General features: G+C 56.1%; 25 protein-coding genes. 15 read left to right on the forward strand and 10 right to left on the reverse strand.

The window, feature by feature from the left end; all coding sequences use genetic code 11:
• Positions 1-29 precede the first annotated feature (29 nt).
• The 4 genes from EYA77_RS04775 to EYA77_RS04790 are packed head-to-tail and all read right to left on the reverse strand — an operon-like array spanning position 30 to position 3,539.
• The gene (locus tag EYA77_RS04775; protein WP_042700751.1) at positions 30-755 is read right to left on the reverse strand and encodes a DUF116 domain-containing protein; all 726 of its coding nucleotides are present in this window, start codon (positions 753-755) and stop codon (positions 30-32) included.
• Positions 756-1,772 carry an S-methyl-5-thioribose-1-phosphate isomerase gene (gene mtnA / locus EYA77_RS04780; protein WP_167816052.1) on the reverse strand — a complete coding sequence of 339 codons (1,017 nt, stop codon included), beginning with the start codon at positions 1,770-1,772 and terminating at the stop codon, positions 756-758.
• Positions 1,769-3,055, reverse strand: coding sequence for a CoB--CoM heterodisulfide reductase iron-sulfur subunit A family protein (locus tag EYA77_RS04785; RefSeq protein ID WP_167816053.1), 1,287 nt, complete (start codon positions 3,053-3,055; stop codon positions 1,769-1,771). Before EYA77_RS04785 ends, mtnA begins: the two co-directional genes overlap by 4 nt.
• Positions 3,048-3,539 (reverse strand): gamma carbonic anhydrase family protein, encoded by a 492-nt coding sequence (locus tag EYA77_RS04790; RefSeq protein WP_167816054.1) that lies wholly within the window; start codon positions 3,537-3,539, stop codon positions 3,048-3,050. Before EYA77_RS04790 ends, EYA77_RS04785 begins: the two co-directional genes overlap by 8 nt.
• 333 nt (positions 3,540-3,872) lie before the next feature.
• Here EYA77_RS04790 and EYA77_RS04795 point away from each other — a divergent pair, with 333 nt between their 5' ends.
• The 10 genes from EYA77_RS04795 to brxD are packed head-to-tail and all read left to right on the forward strand — an operon-like array spanning position 3,873 to position 13,409.
• On the forward strand, positions 3,873-4,166 hold the full coding sequence (locus EYA77_RS04795; RefSeq protein ID WP_042700733.1) for a DUF424 domain-containing protein: 294 nt from the start codon (positions 3,873-3,875) through the stop codon (positions 4,164-4,166).
• On the forward strand, positions 4,166-5,257 hold the full coding sequence (locus EYA77_RS04800; protein WP_052320039.1) for a 60S ribosomal export protein NMD3: 1,092 nt from the start codon (positions 4,166-4,168) through the stop codon (positions 5,255-5,257). The genes EYA77_RS04795 and EYA77_RS04800 overlap by 1 nt, the downstream gene beginning before the upstream one ends.
• Positions 5,208-6,077, forward strand: coding sequence for a class I SAM-dependent methyltransferase family protein (locus tag EYA77_RS04805; protein WP_167816055.1), 870 nt, complete (start codon positions 5,208-5,210; stop codon positions 6,075-6,077). Before EYA77_RS04800 ends, EYA77_RS04805 begins: the two co-directional genes overlap by 50 nt.
• On the forward strand, positions 6,074-7,207 hold the full coding sequence (gene coaBC, locus EYA77_RS04810) for a bifunctional phosphopantothenoylcysteine decarboxylase/phosphopantothenate--cysteine ligase CoaBC (protein WP_167816056.1): 1,134 nt from the start codon (positions 6,074-6,076) through the stop codon (positions 7,205-7,207). Before EYA77_RS04805 ends, coaBC begins: the two co-directional genes overlap by 4 nt.
• Positions 7,189-8,025 carry a GHMP kinase gene (locus EYA77_RS04815; protein WP_167816057.1) on the forward strand — a complete coding sequence of 279 codons (837 nt, stop codon included), beginning with the start codon at positions 7,189-7,191 and terminating at the stop codon, positions 8,023-8,025. Before coaBC ends, EYA77_RS04815 begins: the two co-directional genes overlap by 19 nt.
• Complete coding sequence (locus EYA77_RS04820; protein ID WP_167816058.1) at positions 8,018-8,755, forward strand: 4-phosphopantoate--beta-alanine ligase; 738 nt, start codon at positions 8,018-8,020, stop codon at positions 8,753-8,755. Before EYA77_RS04815 ends, EYA77_RS04820 begins: the two co-directional genes overlap by 8 nt.
• The gene (locus tag EYA77_RS04825) at positions 8,742-9,740 is read left to right on the forward strand and encodes a replication protein C (RefSeq protein WP_095642023.1); all 999 of its coding nucleotides are present in this window, start codon (positions 8,742-8,744) and stop codon (positions 9,738-9,740) included. The genes EYA77_RS04820 and EYA77_RS04825 overlap by 14 nt, the downstream gene beginning before the upstream one ends.
• 46 nt (positions 9,741-9,786) lie before the next feature.
• A complete protein-coding gene (locus tag EYA77_RS04830; protein ID WP_042700721.1) occupies positions 9,787-10,299 on the forward strand; it encodes a DJ-1/PfpI family protein in 513 nt (170 codons plus the stop codon).
• Between the two features lie 7 nt (positions 10,300-10,306).
• Complete coding sequence (locus EYA77_RS04835) at positions 10,307-12,130, forward strand: lipopolysaccharide assembly protein LapB (protein ID WP_167816059.1); 1,824 nt, start codon at positions 10,307-10,309, stop codon at positions 12,128-12,130.
• Entirely contained in the window at positions 12,117-13,409 is a 1,293-nt protein-coding gene (gene brxD / locus EYA77_RS04840; protein ID WP_167816060.1) for a BREX system ATP-binding protein BrxD, read from the forward strand. The genes EYA77_RS04835 and brxD overlap by 14 nt, the downstream gene beginning before the upstream one ends.
• A 251-nt stretch (positions 13,410-13,660) precedes the next feature.
• Here the strand turns inward: brxD and EYA77_RS04845 are convergent, their stop codons facing one another.
• Positions 13,661-14,092: a hypothetical protein gene (locus tag EYA77_RS04845; RefSeq protein ID WP_167816061.1), complete on the reverse strand. Its 432-nt coding sequence runs from the start codon at positions 14,090-14,092 to the stop codon at positions 13,661-13,663.
• A gap of 577 nt (positions 14,093-14,669) precedes the next feature.
• Here EYA77_RS04845 and EYA77_RS04850 point away from each other — a divergent pair.
• From EYA77_RS04850 to uvrB, 4 genes are all read left to right on the forward strand, one after another.
• Entirely contained in the window at positions 14,670-15,158 is a 489-nt protein-coding gene (locus EYA77_RS04850; RefSeq protein WP_167816062.1) for a hypothetical protein, read from the forward strand.
• 183 nt (positions 15,159-15,341) lie between these two features.
• On the forward strand, positions 15,342-16,283 hold the full coding sequence (locus EYA77_RS04855; protein WP_167816063.1) for an HD domain-containing protein: 942 nt from the start codon (positions 15,342-15,344) through the stop codon (positions 16,281-16,283).
• A 69-nt stretch (positions 16,284-16,352) separates the two neighbouring features.
• Positions 16,353-17,261 carry a DUF4013 domain-containing protein gene (locus tag EYA77_RS04860; protein ID WP_095642020.1) on the forward strand — a complete coding sequence of 303 codons (909 nt, stop codon included), beginning with the start codon at positions 16,353-16,355 and terminating at the stop codon, positions 17,259-17,261.
• A gap of 2 nt (positions 17,262-17,263) precedes the next feature.
• The gene (gene uvrB, locus EYA77_RS04865) at positions 17,264-19,243 is read left to right on the forward strand and encodes an excinuclease ABC subunit UvrB (RefSeq protein ID WP_167816064.1); all 1,980 of its coding nucleotides are present in this window, start codon (positions 17,264-17,266) and stop codon (positions 19,241-19,243) included.
• Positions 19,244-19,255: 12 nt separating this feature from the next.
• Here the strand turns inward: uvrB and EYA77_RS04870 are convergent, their stop codons facing one another.
• The 5 genes from EYA77_RS04870 to EYA77_RS04890 are packed head-to-tail and all read right to left on the reverse strand — an operon-like array spanning position 19,256 to position 21,838.
• The gene (locus EYA77_RS04870; protein WP_052319988.1) at positions 19,256-19,663 is read right to left on the reverse strand and encodes a DUF2703 domain-containing protein; all 408 of its coding nucleotides are present in this window, start codon (positions 19,661-19,663) and stop codon (positions 19,256-19,258) included.
• On the reverse strand, positions 19,660-19,992 hold the full coding sequence (locus EYA77_RS04875) for a putative zinc-binding protein (RefSeq protein WP_167816065.1): 333 nt from the start codon (positions 19,990-19,992) through the stop codon (positions 19,660-19,662). The genes EYA77_RS04870 and EYA77_RS04875 overlap by 4 nt, the downstream gene beginning before the upstream one ends.
• Before the next feature lie 25 nt (positions 19,993-20,017).
• A complete protein-coding gene (locus tag EYA77_RS04880) occupies positions 20,018-20,464 on the reverse strand; it encodes a putative zinc-binding protein (RefSeq protein ID WP_042699490.1) in 447 nt (148 codons plus the stop codon).
• Positions 20,465-20,471: 7 nt separating this feature from the next.
• Positions 20,472-20,708: a thioredoxin family protein gene (locus tag EYA77_RS04885; protein ID WP_042699409.1), complete on the reverse strand. Its 237-nt coding sequence runs from the start codon at positions 20,706-20,708 to the stop codon at positions 20,472-20,474.
• A 56-nt stretch (positions 20,709-20,764) separates the two neighbouring features.
• Positions 20,765-21,838, reverse strand: coding sequence for a permease (locus tag EYA77_RS04890; RefSeq protein ID WP_167816066.1), 1,074 nt, complete (start codon positions 21,836-21,838; stop codon positions 20,765-20,767).
• A gap of 99 nt (positions 21,839-21,937) precedes the next feature.
• Here EYA77_RS04890 and EYA77_RS04895 point away from each other — a divergent pair, with 99 nt between their 5' ends.
• Positions 21,938-22,330 (forward strand): helix-turn-helix transcriptional regulator, encoded by a 393-nt coding sequence (locus EYA77_RS04895; protein WP_042699415.1) that lies wholly within the window; start codon positions 21,938-21,940, stop codon positions 22,328-22,330.
• Positions 22,331-23,403 lie beyond the last annotated feature (1,073 nt).

A 23,403-nucleotide genomic window follows, 5' to 3' on the forward strand; every position in this document is an offset into this window, starting at 1 on the left:
GGGGATTATTATGTTTTAGAATAAGGGAGTCATCGGGTGCCTGAACGCGGGTCAGGCTCCATGACGATCTGTTCTGCAAGGCCGAGGGACGCGACCTCCATGAGCTCTTCATAGTCCATAGTCGTCTCCACGCATCCGTCGGTTTTTGTCATGACGCCGATCGTTGTCATGGAGATCTTGCGGCCCATCTGGAGACCTTCCTTGACCTCCATCATGCAGCCGACGCCGATCATCGCCTTGGGCTGATACTTTTTCACCATCCGCTTGATAAACGTCGAGCCGGGGATGATGAAGGTCTTGTATCCGGCCGCATTCAGCGCGGGAATGGCGCGTCCAAGTCCGCAGCGGCCGCAGGAGACGCATTTCAGCCCGTCAGGGGTGAGATGGGCCGGGCAGTCGCGCGAACGCAGACACTGAGGAAAGAAGATCACCCGTTTTTCCACCGGGGTCTTCGCGAAGTTTGAGAAGTTCATCTCATTGTCGATTCTGATCAGAAACTCCATCAGCTCTTTTCCGTCGACACCGAGAAGGAGACAGACGATCTTGACCGTTCCTTCCATGATCGTAAAAAACGGCCTGAGAAGCCGCGGGAAGTACATCTGTTTTTTATGGATCGAGATGACGATCAAAATAGCCATCAGGATGGAAAAGACCATCCAGAATACGATGAAAACAAGAAGAAGCTGACCGAGTATCAGGGCAAGATTGTTCCAGACAGGGCTGTCAAAAAATGCAAGGGTGAGGGTCGCCGCCATTTATCTCAGGTCCGTAAAATCGTAAGGAGGATAGAGGACCCCTTTTTCGGTGATGATCGCGGTGACCAGATCCAGAGGCGTTGCGTCGAAGGCGTAGTTGATGACCGGAACGTTTTCGGGGACGGTCGTTCTCCCGAAAAAGCCGGAGACTTCGTCTCTTCCCCGCTGTTCGATCGTTATGTCGGCTTCGGATGCTCCGGCGTCGAAGGTCGGGGTTGGCGCAGCAACGTAGAACGGGATGCCGTGATGTTTTGCGCAGACGGCATGCATGTAGGTCCCGATCTTGTTGAAGACGGCGTCTTTGGTGATCCGGTCGGCTCCGACTATGACGGCGTCGATCTTTCCCTGACGCATGAGAAATGCGGCTTCTGAGTCGACGATGGTCGTCACGGAGATTTCATCCCTCGCAAGTTCCCAGGCGGTGAGCCGGGAGCCCTGAAGAAGCGGCCGGGTCTCGCAGGAGATAACGGAGATCTTCTTGCCCATCTTTTTGGCGGAGCGGATGACCCCGAGAGCCGTACCCCAGGAGGAGCAGGCAAGAGCCCCGGCATTGCAGTGGGTAAGAACGGTCCCGATCTGCGGAAGAAGCGAAGCGCCGTTGTGTCCGAGGAACATGCAGGCTTTGGTGTCGTTTTCGGCGATGTTTTTCGCGGCGAAAAGCGCCATGATCCGCGCCATCTCCGGCGGGAGGTTTTCCATACTGCGGAGGACCTTGTCCACGCCCCATGCGAGGTTCACGGCAGTCGGCCGCGTGCTTTTCAGAAGCGCCGCATCAGACGCGATTGTCTCGTCGAACTCGACGTCCGAGACGCAGCGTGTCGCCGAGAGAGCGACCCCGAATGCGCCGGCAACGCCGAGAGCCGGAGCCCCCCGGACTTCGAGCCGGCGTATCGCGTCAGCAAGCCGGGAGACTTCGGTGATCTCGATGACCTTATACTCGGTCGGCAGCAGCGTCTGGTCGATGAGCATCACGGAACTGTTTTCATCGTTCCACCAGATGGTCTTCTCCTCGGTCACTGTTCGCTCCTGATGACATCGATGGAGGCTTTCATCGCGGCGGCGCCGGCGGACATCACGCAGTCGGGAATATCCTTCGGCGCAAGGGCGGCGCCGGCGATGTAGATCCCCGGCCTCATCGTCCCCGACGGATCGAGTTTCATATCGGCTGAACTCAGGAACTGGTGTTCATCGAGGCCGAGCCCGAGCGACTTCGCGAGTCTGACCGTTTCCGGTTCGGGGATCATGCCGACCGAGAGGATCACGAGGTCGGCTTCAAGATTGAGGAACTCGCGGGTCTCGGTGTTTTCCACCGGGAGAACGAGCCTTCCTTTTCCGTTGTCCTGCACATCGCCCGGCAGACCGCGGATGATCTTGACGCCGGCGTTTATCGCACGTTCATAATACTCCTCGTAGCCTTTTCCGTAGGCGCGGATATCCGAGTAGAGGATCGAGACCTCGCAGTCCGGATAATGCTCTTTGATGAGCATGGCATTTTTCAGGGCGTACATGCAGCAGACGCAGGAACAGATGTTTCGTTTGACGGTCAGATCACGCGATCCGACGCACTGCACAAAGACGATGCTTTTGGGCGTTTCGCCGTTTGAGAGCCGGCGAAGGTTTCCGGCAGTGGGCCCGCCGGCGTTGATCATCCGTTCGAACTCGAGGCTTGTGATGACGTCAGGGTAGCGAAGATAGCCGAACTGGGATTTTTTCTGCGGGTCGAAGAGTGTATAGCCGGTCGCGATGACGACGGCGGAGGCGCTGATCTCGAGGGTCTCGACACGGTCTTCGGTGACTTTGAGGACAGCGTCTTTTCCGCAGACCCCGTAGCAGAGTCCGCATTCGATGCAGTGAAGATTGTCTTTGACGACGATGTTGGGGATGGACTGGGCGTGGGGTTTGTAGATGGCTTTTCGAACCCCGATCCCTGCATCGAATTTGTTGTAGACCTCGATCGGGCAGATGAGCACGCAGTCTCCGCAGCCTGTGCACTCCTTTTCGTTGATGTATCGGGGGTATTGGGTGACGGTGACGGTGAAATTTCCGACCTCACCTTCGATCTTTTCAACTTCGGCGAGGGTGAGGATGGTAATATTCGGGTGGCGGGAGATCTCGGCCATTTTGGGCGAAAGGATGCACATCGAACAGTCGTTGGTCGGGAAGGTTTTGTCGAGCATGGCCATGTGGCCGCCGATGGAGGGTTCGCGCTCGATCAGATAGACATGGATGTTGTGATTGGCGATGTCCATGGCGCTTTGGATGCCGGCGACGCCTCCGCCAATGACAACAACGTTATTCATGGAGATACCTCTGCCCAAGGGAGACGTAGGTGGCGGCGTTTTTGAGGTTGCCGGCCGCCTCTTCGGGGGTGAGTTCGCGAACGACTTTGCCGGGAACGCCGATGACGAGGGAGTTTGGCGGGATCTCTTTTCGTTCAGCGACGAGCGCCCCGGCTGCTATAAGGGATCCTTTGCCGATCTTTGCGCCGTTCAAGACGATGGCCCCCATCCCTATGAGGGCGTTGTCTTCGATGACTGCCCCGTGGATGATCGCTCCGTGACCGATGGAGACGTTTTCGCCGATCGAAACAGGGTGGCCGTGACTTTCATGAATGACGGCATTGTCCTGGACATTGGAGCCGCTGCCGATTGATATTTTTTCCATGTCGGCGCGAAGGACCGCCCCGAAAAGGATGGTGACGTTATCGCCGAGCGTTACGTCGCCTTTGAGGGTCGCATTGGGCGCGACATAGGTGTTTTTTCCGATAGAACCGCCGAAGTCCATAATGGATATATAATTGCATGCGGGAAGTTATGAGTATTTTGGAAAGGGATGGATCGGGGCTGAGCGGATGGAGGAGGAGAAATGTGTCCGCCAAGCTTCGGCCGGTCTGCAAGGCTATTGATTTGTTCTCCGAACCGCGCAAATCAAAGCCCTGGTCGCAAGTCTAGCGACTTGGTCGCAAACTTTCAGTTTGCTTGGCTGAGGTCGTCGACTTCGCTTCATTCAGCCTTGGTCGCAAATCAAAGATTTGCTCAGCTAAGATCGCCGGCCGAGCCGTCGATCCGCCCCCCCCCAACTCCTTATTTACCCATCAGCACCAAATGTATTACAGCAATGTACCTCAAGATACACAATATCCCCGGACAGGGAAGCATCCTCGCCGCATGCGACGCCGACCTCCTCGGAAAAACATTAACCAGTCCCTTATGCGATGTCGAGATAGACCCCTCCTTCTACGGCGACACAACAGCCACCGAAGAGGAACTTCTGGCAGCGCTCGCTGACGTCTGCAGCGCCAATCTCATGGGAAAACGCGTCTGCGATATCGCGATCAAAGCAGGCCTCCTCGAACTGGAATCCTGCCTGCTGATCGACGGCGTTCCCCACGCCCAGATCTACGGAGTATAATGAGTCTCACACAAGGCTTCTGTCCCAAATGCGGGGCGCCGTCTGAAAACGGTGAACTCTGCGGAAAATGCCGGGTCAAAGACGCCGTCTGGGTCGAGATCGCCGATCGTGCCGAGTGTATCGTCTGTCCCACCTGCGGCTCGATAAAAACCGCCGGCATCTGGTCCGACGTTGCCGTCGATAAAGAAGAACTCGCGCAAAACCTCGCAAACAGCGCCATCAGCTTCCACAAAGACGTCGACGAGATCCAAAAAGAGATCAGCATCATAGACACCAGCAGCAACCGGTCTCTTGCAACGATCCATGTCATCGGCAACCTCTACGGCATCCCGCTCGAAGAGACCAAAAAAGTCAAACTCGTCTGGGCCCGCGAACAGTGCGACCGGTGCTGCCGGATCGCCGGAAGCTACTACGAAGGGGTCATCCAGGTCAGAGCTTCGGGAAGAAAACCCACCCTCTTCGAACTCCGCCGTGCGGCCGAGATCGCCTACCAGGTCGAAGACCAGCTCCAGACCGCAGGCGACAGGCTCTCCTTCGTATCCAGCATCGACGAGACCAAAGACGGCATCGATATCGTCTTCAGCTCGCAGACGATCGGCGCCTCCATCTCCCACGACATCTGCGGAGCGCTCGGCGGCTCGTTCACCACCCACCCCAAACTCGTCGGACAAAAGGCCGGCATCAATATCTACCGTGTCACCTACTCGCTTAGGCTCCCGAGATTTGCCCGCGGCGACATCATCAGACACGGAAGAGAATACTTCCAGATCCTGCGCCAGTCAAAAGACATGCTGTTTGTCCTTGACCTCGCCACCGGCCAGTCCCGCGCATTCAGAGAGGATGAGAGCGACCCCCTTCTCGGCAACATCCATGAAACCGAGACCGGCGTCGTCATCTACAAAGATGCCGGGGTGCTCGGATTCCTCGATCCAAAAACCGGCACGACCGAAGAGATAGCAGAGCGTTCCTGGCTCGATACAAGAGAAGGAGACACGATCCTGTTCGTGCGGGACGGCGAAACGCTGGTTCTGGCGGGAAGAGATGAGGATCAGGAAGATTTCGAAGCGATCGCTGGCGAACTCAGCGAGTGAACCCTGGGTCGATCCGACCCGCCGCGTCTACTGCGAAGGAGCGTATGCCTTCGTTCCGGTGAAGGAAGGCTGGCCCGCCGACGGCGAGATCCCAAATCGCCGCCCGTATGACGGCCCCGGCTATCAGCGGATGGGCGACACGCTGCTGCTGCACGGCGCTGCTCCAACAGAGGAGCAGCTCGCAGCGCTCATCGCCTGGGAAGATCCCTCCTGCGTGCTGCACGCCGCAGCGCACGAAGGAGTCATGCGGAAGCCGAAGACCGCTGTCCTCTACGGAGAACCCCATGAGGTCACGTTCCGTGAAGCCGGGATCATCTACACCCTCGACCCTTCGCAGGTGATGTTTTCGCAAGGCAACCGCGAAGAAAAACTCCGATTACGTTCTCTCATAAAACCCGGCGAACGGATCGCCGACATGTTTGCCGGCATCGGGTATTTTACCCTCTCGGCGGCGCTTTCCGGTGGGAATATCCATGCAGCGGAGATCAATCCGGTCTCTTTTGCCTATCTGCTGAAAAATATCGAAGCGAACGGCCTCGAAGAAAAGATCACTCCTGAGCTCGGCGACTGCCGCGAAAAACTCACCGGGGTATACGACCGTATCCTGATGGGCCACTTCGACGCGCCGGAGTTTTTGAAACATGCGCTCGAACACGCGGAGACTGGAACTGTTTTACATATCCACGGGGTCGGGGACCGGAAAAACGCTATTGAAGGGAGCCTTGAAGGAGCAGGTTATAGGTATATCATCAGCGAACATAAAGTAAAGAAGTATGCGGGTCGCCTCTGGCACTCGGTCTGGGATGTGAAACTGCTATGAAAAAACTAACCGATATCCATATCGTTCTGGGAGTCTGCGGCAGTATCGCCGCCGTTGAGACGATCAAACTCGCTCACGAGCTCAGACGCCGCGGCGCGAAAGTGACCGGCATCATCAGCCCCGCGGGGTGCGGGATCATTCATCCCGATGCGCTGACCTATGCGTGCCAGAACCCGGCGCTCACTCTGATCACCGGCATGGTCGAGCATGTCAAATACTGCGGGGAAGGCGGCGAGGCGGATCTTCTTCTTATCGCGCCGGCGACGGCAAACACTGTGGGAAAGATCGCCTGCGGGATCGACGACACCATCATCACGACCTTTGCGACCACCGCGATCGGCCGCGGGATGCCGGTCGTCGTTGTTCCGGCGATGCATGAATCGATGTACCGCCACCCGGCAGTCAGGAAAAATCTGGAGACGCTGAAGGAACTCGGGATCGATGTCGTTCCTCCGCGAATGGAAGAGGAGAAGGCGAAGATCGCGGGCATAGATGAGATCTGCCTGCATGTCGAGCGGGCCGTTTCGCCCGGGACGCTTGCAGGAAAACGCGTTCTCATCTCCGGCGGGTCATGCCGCGAGGAGCTGGATGACGTCCGCATTCTGACGACGAGATCCGGCGGGACGATGGCAAAAGAGCTCGCGCTTGAAGCGTTCCGACTCGGCGCCGAGGTGACCCTTGTCATGAATCCGATGCACGGCATCGTGCCTTGCGTGAAAAATATCCCGGTGATCACCGCGGCCGATATGCACGCCGCGGTCCTTCGCGAAGCTGATGGCGCGGATTATTATCTTTCGGCCGCCGCGATCTCCGATTTTTCTCCGAAAAGAGTGGACGGCAAGATCAAAAGCGGATCTGCCGCGTCAGTCACGCTTGAACCTCTTGAAAAACTGATCACGAAGATCTCCGGCAGAGGAGTGAGGATCGTCGGATTCAAACTCGGCGAGGACGCGGAGAAGGAGGGAGTGCGGCTTCTTGACCTTCCTGATGTCGTCCTTGTTCTTGCAAACAGACCGGAGACGATGGGCTCTCCTTTCGGCGAATACATCTTCCTCCAAAAAGATCACAAAGAAACGGTTACGGGAACAAAAGACGAGATCGCAGGGAAAGTATGGGACGTTCTTGTGTAACATTTGCTCCTGGTCATATCTCAGGATACTTTAAGCGGATCGACGGCGACTCGGTCCAGACGACCGGCAGTCTCGGCGCCGGGATCGTGATCGACAAAGGGGTCACCGTCAGGATGCAGGAAGCGGATAAGATCAATATCAAAATCGGCGACGGGACCGCGGACGACTGGCTGATCCGCGAGGTGCTCACCTCGTTAGGGGTGAAGGCGGATGTCCGGGTGACGGTCGGCATGCCGATGGGGGCAGGATTCGGGATGAGCGCCGCGGGGCTGCTCGCCGCGTATCATGCGGCAAACTGCGTGTTTTTCCTCGGACTAAGCGCAGAAGAGATCTCCAAAAAGGCCCACGCCGTTGAAGTCGCGTTTGGAACCGGCCTTGGCGACGCGGCGGCGGCATCCGGCGGCGGCCTTGTCGTCAGAACGCGCCCGGGGATCGCGGGCGTGAAGCTTCGGCTCTATCCAAAAGACGAACTCTGGGCGGTCACGTTTGGCAGTATCTCCACGCATGATGTCATCACCTCGGAGGAAAAAATGCACCAGGTCGCCGCGGCGTTTCCCGGGAAGGAGCCCGCAACGCTTGCGGAGTTCATGGAGAACTCCGCCTCGTTCACGGAAAAGAGCGGACTTCTGCCGCCAAATCTTCTGCCGGTGCTTGCCGCCTGCAAAGAAGCAGGCGTTCCCGCATCCATGACGATGCTTGGAAACGGCGTCTTTGCCGTCGGTCCCGCGGCTGAAAAAATTCTGCAAAAGTTCGGCGAACCGGTCCGTCTGCATGTCAGCAGCTCCGGCCCGGTGATCCTGGAGGAAAACCATGTCTGATATTCCGTCATCCCACCCAAGATACAGATCACTGATCACAAGAGAACAGCTTGCCGCTCACACAAAAACAGGCGTCGTCTCGCTGGAGGGGCTCACCTCCCACGGCCGCGGCGAAGCGTTCGATTATCTGCTCGGTGAAAAAACATCCGCCTCGGCGCTGGAAGCCGAGAAGCTCGCCGCCCGCGTTCTTCTCGCGGCAAAACACCCGGTGCTTTCGATCAATGGAAACACGGCCGCCCTCGCGGCGCAGGAGATCGCGCAGCTGCAGAAGGCAAGCGGCGCCGAGGTCGAGGTGAATCTGTTCCACAGAACAGAGGAGCGGATCGCGCTCGTGACGAACGTTCTTGAAGAAGCAGGCTGCATCGTCTCGAAAGGAGCTGTCGGGCGGTGTGTTCCGCTCCCCCACGGGCGGGGTCTCTGCCGCCCGGAAGGTATCGGTTCGGCCGACGTCGTCCTCGTCCCTCTCGAAGACGGTGACCGGTGCGAAGCCCTCGTCTCGATGGGCAAACTGGTCATCACCATCGATCTGAACCCGATCGACAGAACGTCGAAGACGGCCTCCCTGCCGATCGTCGACGAGGTCACCCGTGCCCTGCCGAACATCGCCTTAGAATGCGAACGGCTGAAGGCCTCGGGCGAGACCATCTCCATGCCCGAGATCGACGCAAAATATTTCCTCAGGCAGGCGATAAAGGATATGCAGGAACATCTTTCCCATGCTCTGGATTGAAAAATACCGCCCGTCCTCGTTTGAAGAGGTGATCGGACAGACAAGTCCGGTAAAACAGTTATCAGCGTATGCCGCACAGGGAAACCTCCCGCATCTGATGGTGATCGGTCGAAGCGGCTGCGGAAAGACCTCGTCGCTTGAGATCTTCTCCCGGCTTTTTTATACCGAAGCGGCTGCGGAAAACACGACCATCCTTCCCGTGAGCGTGATGTTTTCCCAGGGCCACACCTATTTTGCGGAAAACGACCGGTTCGCTCATCTGTATCAGAAAAACAAATCGGTTCTGGCAAACTTCAAGTATGTGGTCAGATGGCATGCCTCCTTGAAACCTCTCTCCGCGCCGTTTCGTCTGATCATCTTCGACGGAGCAGGCGATCTCACGAAGGACGCCCAGGCGGCCCTTCGCCGGATCATGGAGCAGTACAGCCAGACCTGCCGGTTCATCTTCGTGACGAGCTCGCTTGCTTCGATCATCGATCCGATCAGGTCGCGATGCGTTCCGCTCTACTTTCTGCCGATCGGTGAAGCGACGATGCGGGACTATCTGAACAGCGTGCTTGAACAGGAGGGACTTGCGGGTTCCGTCGCAGATGAGACGCTCGATATGCTGATCCTTGGATCAAAGGGCGATCTGCGCAAAGCTCTCATCTGGCTGGAACTGATGGCCCTGCACGGGGCCGGCGATCTTTCCGAGCTGATGACGACCGAGACGGGCGAACTGACTGCCGCCGCGATCCTTGCCGCAGGAAAAGGGGACGCATCGGCCGCCCAGAAGATCTTTGAGAATCTTCAAATCGAATACGGGATGAGTGCGGGGGATCTGCTGCGGCAGATCAGACGGTCGATGATCGGCAATATGACCCCGGATCTCGCACTCCTGTTTTCGAAGACCGATGTCATGCTCGTCGAGGGGAACAACGAGTATCTGCAGATGAACGCGTTCGCCGCCGTTTTGACAGAGCTGCTTTCGCAGCAAAACGGCTGAAGACAGGATGAACAACTTAAATCCTCTCAAAGCACAACCATATAGTATGAAGATCCTCTTCGTTATTGCATCAGACCGCTTCCTGGATATGGGGTATACCGTTCCCAAAAAACTGCTGGAAGAACATGGCATCGAATGCGTGACCGCGTCCACTGTCCGTGGGAACTGTTACGGGATGCAGGGAGAGATCGCCCAGGCTGATCTTACAATAAACGACGTGGATCCGGCAGAGTATGACGGTATCATCATCGACGGCGGTATCGGCTGTCAGGACGAACTCTGGCGCAATGAAAAACTTATCGATATAACCAATAAGATCGGCACGTCCGGCAAAGTCGCAGCCGCGATCTGTCTTGCACCCGTCATTCTCGGAGAAGCGGGACTTCTTGCCGGCAAAAAGACCGCCTGTTTTGAAACGCCGGCAACTGTCCGCGTGCTGACCCTCGATAAAGCCGAGGTCTCTCATGACAACGTCGTAACAGACGGCCGCATCGTGACCGCAAAAACCCCCTTCGACGCTGAAGAGTTCGCACGCGCCATCCTGTCGGTGCTTCTCTGAACCTGGTATGACAAACGACCCTGCAGCATCCGCCAAGAACCTCTCAGTCGGGATGGAACTTTTCAATGCCGGAAAGTATGCCGAGGTCATCTCATTCTCCTCCGGTTCCGGCGACCCGGCTCTTCTTCTTTTAGCCGCCCGCAGTTACACTCAGACAGGCGAATATGCAACCGCCAGACAGATCCTCAGTGATCTGATCCGGATCATGCCCTCCTCCTCGTATCTGCACAGTTATCTTGGACTTGTTCTTGAACATCTGGACAGAAACGCCGCTGCCGAAGAGTATGCGGCCGCACTGATCCTCGACGCGGAAAACAAGACGGCGCTTCGGGGATACGCCGCGCTCCTTCTCGAAAAAGAGGATTTCAGAGGCGCGATCCCCTCGCTTCGTGCGCTGGTCAGACTCGAAAACAACCCTGAGGACATCAGAAGACTGATGCAGACCCTCACCCGTGCGGGTGAACCTGACGAAGCGGCCGCCCTGCATATCCAGAACTTCGGCGAGGATACGTTCAGTCACGAGTACATCGACGCGCTGTATGCGCAGAAATCATATCAGAAGGCGATGAGTCTCTCGCTTCGCGCCTGGAACACGCTCAAAGACACCGTGTATCTCAGACAGAGTCTGGAAGCGCTTTCCGCTCTTGACCCTGCCGGCGCTGAAAGGGCATACCGTTCGGCTCTCGACAGTCTCGAGGAGGCAGGGATCGATGACGAGACCGTTTCGCAGATACGGTTCTCCTATATCCTTCTGGAAAAACTTCTCGGAAACTATGCCTCGGCAAAGTATGAGCTTGGGCAACTGCTCAAAACAACGAACGATCCGGTGTATCGTCTGCTCTCTGCGGAGATCGAGGCGCGTCTCGGGAACGATGACGCGGCAAACGGCATCTACCGTGAGCTGATCCTTGGTCTCTGCAGTGATGAGGATGCGGATGTTTCACTCATCGATCTGGTGATCACGCGGTTCAGCGGATTTCTTCTGGCCTGCCGGACGAAAGAGGAGGTCGCCGGCATCATCAGCATCATCCTTTCGCCGTATCCGGTCCCGGTGTGTCTTGCAAACATCGGCAGAGCGTATGAGGCGGCAGGCTCCCTTTCCCAGGCGCGTGACTGGTTCTACCGGGCATACCGTGCGGATTTCATCAGCGGAGGGATCGCCTATGCAGGTTTTCTCAGACGGAGCAATGATGAGCGTGAGTGTGAGACGACGATCCGCTATATGGTGATGAACGCAGTGAGGATCGCCGACATCGAACGCATCGCGTCAGCGGTGTTCAACGGCGGGGAGGAGATCTGGAAAAACGTCCGGGCGAAGGATCTGGTGATCAAGCGACTCGCACGCGTCACCGGAAAACTCTCTTCGAACGGGCGTGAGATGCTTTCGGCGGGATATCTGTATTCGGCGCTGGATGCGCTGGAGCGGCAGGATCACGAGAGCTGCAAGTGGTTCTGTCTTGCGGGGATCGATGTTCTGCCCTGTTATCCGGCAAAGATCCGGGTGGAGGATTTCATCGAGGTGCTTTCACGCATGAAAGGCAGGGCGCTTGCCGAGCGGCCGGTGATCACCGGATCCGAGGAGGAAGATAAGGAAAAGGAGGAGCAGAGCTCCGATCTTTCGTTTCTGGATCAGCGGGAGACCGCGGTGTTTTTGTTTTTGCAGGAGCACCGTGAGGCGACCGAGATGGATCTTCGTTCGGTTCTTGAGACGCGGCGGGTCGCTGGTATCGTGAATTCGCTGCTCGCGAAGCTGGCGGAGAACGGGATGTCGGTGATCGAAAAACGCGGGGTAGGCGAGCGCGGCGAGGTGTACGGGTATGTCGGACCATAAGGGGATCACGGATCAAAAACAGGAGAGTATCGGGATCATCAACGCGCTTCGCCGGGGAACGGTGCCGCAGAGCGGGCTTTCCCGTCTTGCGGTGGGTCTTTCAGCTGAGGAGCGGGTGATCGGTTCGCAGCTTGCGTATGTTGCCGGCGGACATGCGGACTGTAAGTTCGTTCGCGGGGAGTACGGGTCGGGTAAGACGTTTCTGATCTCGCGGGCGGTGGAGATCGGACAAAGGCAGCGGTTCGTTACTTCGCATGTGGTGATCTCGCCGGAGACGCCGCTGCATAAGCTGCAGGCCGTATATACAGCCATATGCGCCGGACTGACGACGGGGACGGAGGATCATGCGCTGAAGAGTATCATCGATACCTGGATCTACGGGATCGAGGACCGACTGATCAGTACAGGAATCGGGGAGGACGATCCAAAGCTTGTGGAGCTGACGGAAAAGGAGATCGAGTCGGTCCTTGAACGGGTGAGCGGGCTGAGTTCGGGTCTTGCGTCGGCTCTCCGGGCGTATTATCAGGCGTCGAACCGGGGGGATTTTGCATCGGCACAGGCGGCGATCGGCTGGGTGGCGGGCGAGACGACGGTCGGGAGAAGTTTTAAGGCGCAGGCTGGTCTGAAGGGGAGCGTGACGGAGGGTGAAGCCCTGCAGTTTTTGAAAGGGCTGGTGTATGTGATGACGCGTGCAGGTTTTGCCGGTCTTCTGGTGAGTTTTGATGAGGCGGAGACGGCACAGTCGTTTGCCCGGCCGCAGCGGGAGAAGGGGTATATCAATCTCCGGCAGATCGTGGATATGATCGATAAGAACGAGCTGCCGAACTGTTTCTTCCTGTTTGCAGGCACGCCGGCGTTTTTCGACAGTGCAAAAGGGATCAGGTCGCTGCCGCCGCTGTATGACCGGATAGGGATCATCGCGGATGACGGCTTTTCGAACCCTCTGCAGACGCAGATCGTTTTGCCGAAGTTCGATGCGGCGAAGCTTATGGAGGCTGCGTTGCGGGTGATGGAGATCTATGCGGATGCGTACTCCGAGGTGGATAAGAGCAGGGTGTCGCCGAAGTTTATCAGAACGATGATCGAGAAGGTGACGGGAAGGTTCGGCGGAAGGGTGGATGTGGTGCCAAGACTGTATCTTCGGGAGTTTGTGGATGTGCTGGATAAGTGTGCGCTGTATCCGAATTATCAGCCGATGGAGAAGTATGTGTTTGTGCCGGAGAAGGAGGCAGCAGGGCTGAAGGAGGAGGAAAAGGCAGTAATGGAAGTTGCCTGGTGACGCGAAGCGTCACCAGGTTCGAGCAAGTTATCAAACTTGCGAGCGCTTGGTGACATGCAATGTCACCAGGTCGAGCAAATCTTTGATTTGAGAGTGAATGGTGACGCATCAGCGGCGCCATTATTGAGCAAATCAAAGATTTGCGAGTGAATGGTGACGCAGAGCGGCTTGTATCGCACAGAATAACTCCTATTTCAAAAAAACTATTTTGCCCATCTCTAAACTACGATCCGCGGCTGACGTCTGATATTTTACGTAAACTTGATCGTGAGCCGCTTCAGGATCATGGTGCTCCCGTCGGCAAACACCCCGCGGATGCCGACCGTCCGCGTTCCCGTCACCCCGTCGCAGACGCCGGAAAACACCACGACCCCCGCACCGTTCAGCGGCGCCGGATGTATAGAATGCTCAGACGGCAGGGATACTCCTTCTATCTCCAGACAGATCATGCGCAGATCTTCGACTTTTCGCCCCTCGTAGATCGTGATGATCACATCCCCTCCCGAAACAGCGACATGCATCACCACGTCTGGATCCTCCAGCGACTTGCGGACAACATAATCCGATCCGAAAAACCCCGCAGACACGGAAATGATGATAACACCCGCCATAATAAGGACAAAAAACAAAATGACGGCCTGCCGCTTCTTCTTCGGATCGCGTTTTTTGTAGATATATGCCATACGAATTTCACCCAATAGTCAGAACCGGCATCCTCTTCACAGGTCCGCCCGGCGAAGAAGAATTTTTTCCCTGCTCCTGAAGGATAATCAAGAGCAGACGGCGATATTTGATACCCTCTGCACAGTCCTGAAAACACGTACAGCCTGGAAACTCTGCAATAATGTGTTTTGATTAAATGTAGTAAGTTCCGGTATATATTCGTATCAGTAAAGTTACTTTTGCCGCTAACAGAGAGTTTATCCGCATAACGCTGTTCCGTGATCCAAGGACGTTAGTATGGGTAATACCCGTATTCGTGTCCGGTTTTGTCCGCAAAACGCAGACTGCGGTTTGTTCAGCCGGTCTGCCAACCGTGATTCCGTCGGTACTGGCCTTACTTTGATGTTTTTTTGTGCGAAAAGACGAATCTGCACAGGACATACGCAGTATTTTTGCGAATACTGAAGCAGCGAAGTTTCGCAAGACGAAACGGGATAAGCGTGATCACAGGCATCGGATTGGTTCGGGCAGACAGGGGTCAGGTCTTATACGGATGAAAAGCGATATACCTGTAAATCGGATCTTTTGGAGAAGAGGATGAAGTTCGATCAGGATCTTTTACAGACATATAAAACATTACTGCAGACAACGGATCTGGCTGAAAGCTATCAGGAGTTTGTCAGACTGTTCAGGTATCTGCGCGTAGAACTCGAAAAGCAGCTGACAGACTGTACGTTTCAGGGAAACATTGTTGAAAACGGGATGGATTACTCCTATTTTCAGTTCACGAACGCGAGCCTGAAAAGGAAGGGATTGAAACTGGCGGTCACGTTTGTTCATCGGGATTTCCGGTTTGAGGTCTGGCTTTCCGGGATCAACCGAAACCGTCAGTCCATATACTATGAACTGCTGAAAGCCGCACAGCTCCCTTTTGCGCTGACAGGCGACCCTCTGAAAACCGATCACATCCTGAAAATCCCCCTGGACCCGGATATGGATCTGGCCGAGGGAGAATGTGTGCTGGCTGAAGTGAAGGCCGCTGCATTGGAGATCCTTGCGTTTACGGAGACGATCGAAGCGGCGTGAGATGGAGGCGGAGAGATGAGATGGGAAAACCAGTCGATATGACACATCGGCGATCACTTTCTCAGATATCATGCTGGGCGCAAGAACCGCGGATCTTCGCGGCCGATTTTTATTGTCTCCCGCGCCCGTCACCAAACAGAATCATCATTACTCTCTGAAGCACACTACTATCGAGCAAACCCCATGGATAAAACCCAGTTCGTAGAGGACATAACCCAGTCCGCCCCCGTAAACTCCCTCTTTCTGATAAAACGCGCCGACCTTCGAAGCAAACGCGGTGAACAGTTCGCCCACCTCACCCTTGCAGACAGGACCGGGATCATCGAAGCAAAGATCTACGGCGAAAAAGCCGCTGAACTTCCCCGGATCATCCAGACCGGCCGCGTATACCCGATCACCGGAACCGGCAGAGCCAATCAGAACGGTGAGATCCATGTCTTCTCCGACTCTCCCGAAACAGTCAAAGGCATTATCGCCGGCCCCCTCACCCTGACCCCCGGGCAGGAGATCGAGTTCGTCTACACCCCTGCGGCCCTCAACGCCAACTCACTCGAGATCCAGAAGATCATCGGCTCCATCAAAAACATTGACCTCAAACTCTTCGTCGCCTGCTGCCTCGACGCACGCTTCTACGAATGCCCCGCAGCCATCCGCCGGCACCATGAATACACCGGCGGCCTGTGCGAACACTCGCTTGAAACCGTCAAGATCGCCCTCTCCCTCATCGACATCATGCCCCGGACCGACATAAACCGCGACATGGTCATCGCCGGCGCCGTTCTCCACGACATCGGCAAGATCTTCTGCTTCGACAAAATCGGCTACGGCTATGTGCCAAACGACACCTACAACCTCATCGAACACATCACGATGGGTATCATGCACATCGACGAATACAAAAATCTCATCTCAGACGACCAGCTCCTCCAGCTCAGACACATCATCCAGTCCCATCACGGCTCATACGGCGACGTCATCCCCCTCACCGCCGAAGCATGGCTCGTCCACGAAGCCGACTCAGGCAGCTCCCTGCTTCGAAGCATCGTCGACGACCTTGCCGAAACACCTGCCGGCCAGAAGAAAAAAGGCCTCCGTTCCGAGAAATTCCTCTGGCACGCCGTCTGAACCAAAAAAATCATAGCCAATACTTAATATCAGATTCAGACAATAGTAAATATGTAAGGACAAAAAGCCATGGAACATGCAGAAATCATATCCGGAGCCTATACTTATACCAAAGAGGGTTTTTTCGCCCTCAAACTGCTCCCCAGATGGATCATCCTCTTCCTCTACTTCACTATCCCGATCCTGGCCTGTCTTCTCGTCTCCTCCCTCATCCTCCAGCTCGCCGCCCTTCCCGTTCTCACCGGTCTCCTCGTAAACGACAACTACGGGTTCACGGCCGCAAGCCTTTCGGGCCTCCTGCAGTATCTGGCCGTCATCATCAGTCTCTCCTGCATCTTCTTCATCCCGCTCATCCAGGGATACTGTTACCGGATCGCCAAAAACGACCGAGCCGGCATGCCGGACCACACCAACCTCTGGGGCCTCTTTTTCAGCGGCTGGCGCGTCAACCTCGTCATATTATACTACGCCATCCCGATGATCGTCATCTCGCTCATCTACGCCATGATCTTTTATTACCTCTTCCCCGAAGCCGGCCTCTACACCACGGTCGATGTCATGGCGCTGGAAAGTCTGATCACCGTTCTCGTCACCCTCTCCTATGTCGGACTCGAGTTCATCACGATGATCTTCGTCTCCCTGTTTGCGTTCATCGGCCTCGTCCATCTCACCCGTTCCGGCTCCCTCGCTGAAGCGACCCACATCCGCGGGATCGCCGCCGTCATAAAAAAGATCGGCTGGTATGACTACATCCTCTCGCTCATCATCATGAGCATCCTCTTCCTTCTGGTGACCTTCATCCTGATCACGCTCGCCCAGATCTTCGCCTACAACGGCGCCGCGATCGTCATACTCCTTGGCGGCTATCTGTTCGTGATGATCCCGATCATCGTATTTTTCGTCCGCTACTTAGCCGAGGTCTACAACACCGCGTTCGTGATCCCGGAAACCGATGATGCGGACTTCGACGACTTCTGACCATGTCCGAACAGTTCTCTCTCCAGTCGGCCTACTCCCCGAAAGGCTCCCAGCCCAAAGCGATCGAAGAGCTGACCGACGGGCTTCTCGACGGCGAGCGGTTTCAGACCCTTCTCGGCGTCACCGGATCGGGAAAGACCTTCACGATCGCCAACGTCATACAAAACGTCCAGCGCCCGACCCTGGTCCTCGCCCACAACAAGACGCTCGCCGCCCAGCTCTACAACGAGTTCAAGGATTTTTTTCCGAACAATCATGTCGAGTACTTCATCTCTTACTATGATTACTATCAGCCGGAGAGCTATATCGCGAAAAAGGATCAGTATATAGAAAAGGACGCCTCGATCAATCCGAAGATCGAGATGATGCGTCTTGCGGCGACCGCGGCGATCCTTTCCCACCGGGATACGATCGTGGTCGCTTCGGTCTCCTGCATCTACGGTCTGGGCAATCCGGAAAACTTCCAGAACCTTGCGTTCGAGATCCGCCGGGGGGCGAACCTCACCCGCCGGGAGCTTCTCGAACGGCTGGTCGCGATCCTGTTCGAGAGAAACGACACCGAACTTATGCCCGGCAGGTTCCGGGTGAAGGGCGACACGGTGGATTTCATTCCGGGATACTTTAACAATATCATCAGGGTGGAGTTTTTCGGCGATACGATCGACCGTATCAGCGAGATCGACAAGATCACGGGAAAGGAAAAAGAGCGGATGGAGTATTTTTTCATCTATCCGGCGCGTCATTTCGTCACGCCCGAGTCTGAAAGACAGGCGGCTGTCGAGTCGATCACGGCCGAGCTGGAGATGGTGCTTGCCGAAAACCGGCTGGATGATCTCTCGGCGCACCGGCTTCGCCAGAGGACGCAGTATGATCTGGAGATGATCCAGGAGACCGGATCCTGCAAAGGGATCGAGAACTACTCGCGGCACTTCGACCGGCGGGCGCCGGGAGAGAAGCCGTACTGTCTGCTGGATTACTTCCCGGATGATTTTCTGATGGTGATCGATGAGAGTCACCAGTCTCTCCCGCAGGTCAGGGGGATGTACAACGGCGATCATTCCCGCAAGGTTTCGCTTGTGGAGTACGGGTTTCGTCTGCCGAGCGCTTTTGACAACCGGCCGCTGATGTTTGCCGAGTTCGAGAAGTATCTCCGGCAGGCGATCTTTGTTTCGGCAACGCCGGGCGAGTATGAACGCAGGCATTCGGCTCAGACGGTCGAGCAGATCATCCGGCCGACGGGTCTGGTGGATCCGGTGGTCGAAGTGCGGCCGATCACGGGTCAGACGGATGATCTGCTCAAAGAGATCAGCGCCGTTATCGAACGCGGCGACCGTGCTCTGGTGACGACGCTGACGAAGAAACTCGCCGAGGAGCTGACGGAGTATCTCGCGGGGCAGGGGGTGAAGACGCGGTATCTCCATTCGGAGGTGCAGACCCTGGAGCGGACGGAACTTATCCGGCAGCTGCGTCTTGGCATGTTCGATGTGCTTGTCGGGATCAATCTTCTGCGTGAGGGTCTGGATATCCCGGAGGTCGGGTTTATCGGGATCCTTGATGCGGATAAGGAAGGGTTCCTGCGCGATGCCCGCAGTCTGATCCAGATCATCGGACGGGCCGCCCGAAATGCTGATTCGCATGTTGTGCTGTATGCGGATAAGATGACGGATTCGATGCGGGAGGCTCTTGCTGAGACGGCCCGCCGCCGCGAGATGCAGCTGGCGTTCAATACGGAGCATGGGATCACGCCGGTAACGATCAAAAAACCGGTGCGGGAGAAGGAGATCGATATCAAGGATATCAAACATCTGCCCAAGTCGGAGATACCGAATCTTATCATCGAGCTGGAGGCGGAGATGAATGCGGCGGCGGCGGCGCTGGATTTCGAGCGGGCAATCCAGCTTCGCGACCGGGTGAAGGCTCTGCGCAGTGATGAGGGGGGAGGGGAAGCGACGGAGAAGAAAACGACCCGCAAAAAAAGATGAGTTCGGGAAGGTTTATTCAGCCGGAGAAGCTGCAAAAAGCGCCCGGTATGCAGCTTCTTTGATCAGCGCGGCCGGCAGATCCTCGAATATCTCCCCGCCGAACCCGACCGCCCGGCAGCAGGTGCTTTCTCCTGCAAGCTCCCCGCAGGAGGGGCAGTCCGTCGTCACGACCGACGCGGAAAGCAGGCTCTCCAGCAGAACGCCGTTCATCCTGATCTCATTCGACTCCGCGATCCTGGTCTTGTCAAGCAGCGTCTCCGTCAGATTGATCTTCACGCCGGCAGGAGAAAACTCGGCACGCAGCTCATCAACGGCAGCATGAAGCGCTTCTCCCGTTTTTCCGCACCGCTCGCAGGTCGCTTCGCCGACAGCGAAATGCTTCCACTCGATCTCCAGCCGTTTTATCCGCGGGATCCTCATCGGGACGCCTCCAAAACAGCGGCAACGACCTTGCCGATCTCCGCAAACTGCACGTCAGCCATACCGTTCTTCGTGATCCCGAGCTCGGTTGCGATCAGATGGGAGTCGGGGGTGAATCCTGCTTCGGCAAGTTTTTTTGCCCCGCAGCAGTCCGTACAGCCGTCAAGAACGATCACGCGCTTTGCCTCGGCGATCTCGTCGGCAGACACGCCGCCGTTCTGCTGCGCACGCACCCAGACATAATCTCCCGGTCTCTTCTGCATCAGAGAAAGGGCCGCCTGGGTCGTCAGCTTTCCGGTATTCGAAATACCCGAACAGGTTATCAGCATGACCGGCACGTTCTGCTCCTTTCCCTCACTCGCAGGATCCGCCGCATCCGCAGGTGCAGGAATGGCCGCGTTTCTTCGGCTCTTCCGTGCGGCCTTCCCCCTTCCAGCAGGCGGCAACGATGTTCTCCACATCGTCATCCGTGTACGACCTGGAAGGACCTTTGGTGATGCCGTGATCAGTCACGACGATGTGCTGACCAACGACCACGCCGTGGCATTCGGCCATTTTTGCAACGCAGTTCATATGACATCCGTCAAGCACGACGACTTCTTCGGCATTTTTCGCCTTGGCGATCAGTCCTTCATTTCCCGTTCCAAGCAGCGAAGCGCAGACGACCTTCCCGTATCCTTCATCCGCCAGCTGAAGAGCGGCGAGATTGGTGATCTGGCCGGTGTTCGCCTGGCCTGCGCACGGGATAATGATCTTTGCGGCAGTCGTCTGACTGCAGGAGCATACAGGTTTTTCCGTCATGATCATCTCACACCGTTAACATTGCTTTGATCTCTTTTACATCCGGAACCCGGCCTTCGGCGGCGATCTCGTCATCGATGATCAGCGCAGGCGTCATCATGACGCCGCGTTCGGTTATCTCGTCGAGCTTCTCGATCTTTACCAGATCGACGGTGATGTTCAGTTCTTTTATTGCCTGTTCGGTGTTAGCGAAAAGCCGTTTGCATTTCGCACACCCGGTTCCCAGTACTTCGATTTTTGTCATGTCAGCTCCAAAGGATATTCAACTTTTTTTGTATTAGATGTTTGTGACAGTGCAGCCTACGGGAAGAATATCCCAAAGAGGAATCCCGCGATCGTCGCAAAACCGACCACGAGGCAGGTGTACACCAGCGTTTTTTTTGCACCGATCAGCCGGTAGATTACCAGCAGACTCGGGAGACTGGTCGTCGGCCCGGTGAGGAGGAGGGAGAGTGCCGGACCTTTTGCCATGGCGCCGGTGAGGTAGCCGAGCGTTGTTCCGATCACCGGCACTTCCAGAAGCGTCGGGATGTAGAGGATCATGCCGACGACGGAGGCAAGAAACGTCGATCCTAGCGTGGTCTCGCCGAAGTACGGTCTGAAGAACTCGGCCGGCAGGAAGAAGGAAAGGACGCCGAGCGCGAAGGTGCCGATGATGAGGATCGGGAAGATCTTTTTGGTGAGATCCCAGATCTCCAGTCCCCAGTCGGTGACTTCGTTACGGGTGAAGTAGTAGATGAGGAGGAGGGCGATCCCGATCGAAAGGGCATACACGATCCCAAGACGGATGAAGGCGTCAAGCGCCGAGGTGCCGACGAGGAGGATCGAAACGAGCATGATGAAGAAGAGCGGGACGACCCATTTGGGGCGGACCGATTCCTGCGCCAGAGCGGCTTTTCGTGCGGCGCCGAAGGTTTTCTTCATCTCGGTGTCGTGCGCGGGGAAGAGCTTCATCATGATCAGACCGATCAGGATGGAGATCCCTATGGCAAATACGGCACGGGCAATGCCGATGTCCAGACCAAGGACCTGGGCTGTGTAGACGATCGCAAGGATGTTGATCGCGGGACCGGCGACGAGGAACGTTATTGCCGGGCCAAGGCCGCTGCCTTTTTTGAGGATGCCGGCAAACATCGGCAGGATCGTGCAGCTGCAGACGGCAAGTACGGTCCCCGATACGGACGCGATCCCGTAGGATACGGTCTTTTTGGTTTCCGGGCTGAAATACTTCAGGATGGCGTCTTTTCTGATGAAGGCGGCGATCGCGCCGGCGATGAAAAAGGCAGGGATAAGACAGGTCACGACATGTTCGGAAAGGTAGCCGATCAGGGTTTCCCACCCGAGAAGGAGTGAGCCGAGGAGTATGTCAATCATTGTTTTTGTGCCTCAGGGTAAGTCATTTCAATTTTTGTTGAATCAATTATTATCGGACAAAAGATATATAGTTATGCATTTCATAATAATTTGAAATAGATGACCGATACGCTGCTGCCTGCCGGAGAAAATGCCGGAGATGATGAGTTTGAGGTCCGGTGCGGGATCCCGGATGTGATCAGAGATGATCTTGTGCAGATCGGGGGTATCGCCGGGCTGCGTGCCCGTCTGCCGCCGGCAGAGCGTATCGGCGAGATCAGCGCGACGCATCACGCGCTTTCCGATCCGGTGAGGGTGGCGATTCTGCATCTCCTTTCTGTTCAGCCGCTGTGTGTGTGCGTGATCCGGGAGTGTATGGGGATCTCCGGGTCGAAGCTTTCGTATCATCTGAATATTTTGCGGGAGAACGGGCTGATCGTGTCAGAGCAGCAGGGCAACTGGATGATCTACCGGATAACAGAGAGGGGGGGCATGTTCGCGGAGGCGGGGTGAGCCGTTAGGCTCGCCCTTAGCTGAGCAAGGCTGAGCGAAGCGAAGATGTGCGACCAAGTTTTCGGAGGAAACTTGCGAGTGCCCCGAAGGGGCGAAGCCTCCTCGTGCATCTGTGATCGTTTATCGCCCCCCCTCCCTGGGGAACAGGATCGAATTTGTTCAAGTGGAATTTTTTGGATGTACTTTAGTTTCGTGTACTGGATTCTTCGGATGTAAACATCATCACACTAAATTCACGAAAACAATCACAAAAACACGAAAACCAATAAGGTTAGGTTATAGGCAAATTTATGTAGTACCCTCCCCCGTCCCCCAACACAAAAAAGCACAAATTCGCAAACCTTCGGTTTAGTCGCAAGTCTATCGACTTGCTCCGCTGAGGGACCTAAAGGTCCCCGCCTCGGCTAAGGTCGGCCGCTTTCAGCGTCCAACCCGCCAACGAAATGCACGAAAAGGGGGACAGGGGTGGAGGAATGGAAAGAAATCAAGTGCGAACATCAGGAAATGTATGGTTGGTTTTTCTCTTGCGTCCACACTTACAAGCCACCTACTTTTCAAATTATTTCTCACACCCCCAATCCTTTTTTTGATCTGGGGTGCGGGGCCGCGACTCCGGCGCGGAGTATCCTATTTTTTGGGCCCCTATACGTTGCGTGCAAGCCAAAGGCTTGCGTGCCGCCTCAAGCGGGCAAAGCCCGCTTGGGCTTTCAAAGTAGTTCGTCAGGAGTGAAGAATTCAGATAAAACTTGCTTTCAGGATAGTTTGCGATCCGGCGCGGAGGCGGGGTGAGCCGTCAAGCGAGGGCTGGAAGCCCGAGTCGGAGAGCAAGTCGAAGGTTTGCGAACGCGGGCTGCCACGTAGTGGCGGCCTCAGCGGAGGCGGGTTGGATGCGAAGCAGACAACCTCAGCTAAGCAAACCGAAGGTTTGCGATCAAATCTTTGATTTGAGAACAAGCGAGGGTCGAAGACCCGAGTCGGAGAGCAAATCTTTGATTTGAGAACAAGCGAGGGTCGAAGACCCGAGTCGGAGAGCAAATCTTTGATTTGAGAACAAGCGAGGGTCGAAGACCCGA

The sequence above is a fragment of the Methanocorpusculum sp. GPch4 genome (assembly GCF_012062385.1).
GTDB classification, from domain to species: Archaea; Halobacteriota; Methanomicrobia; order Methanomicrobiales; family Methanocorpusculaceae; genus Methanocorpusculum; species Methanocorpusculum parvum.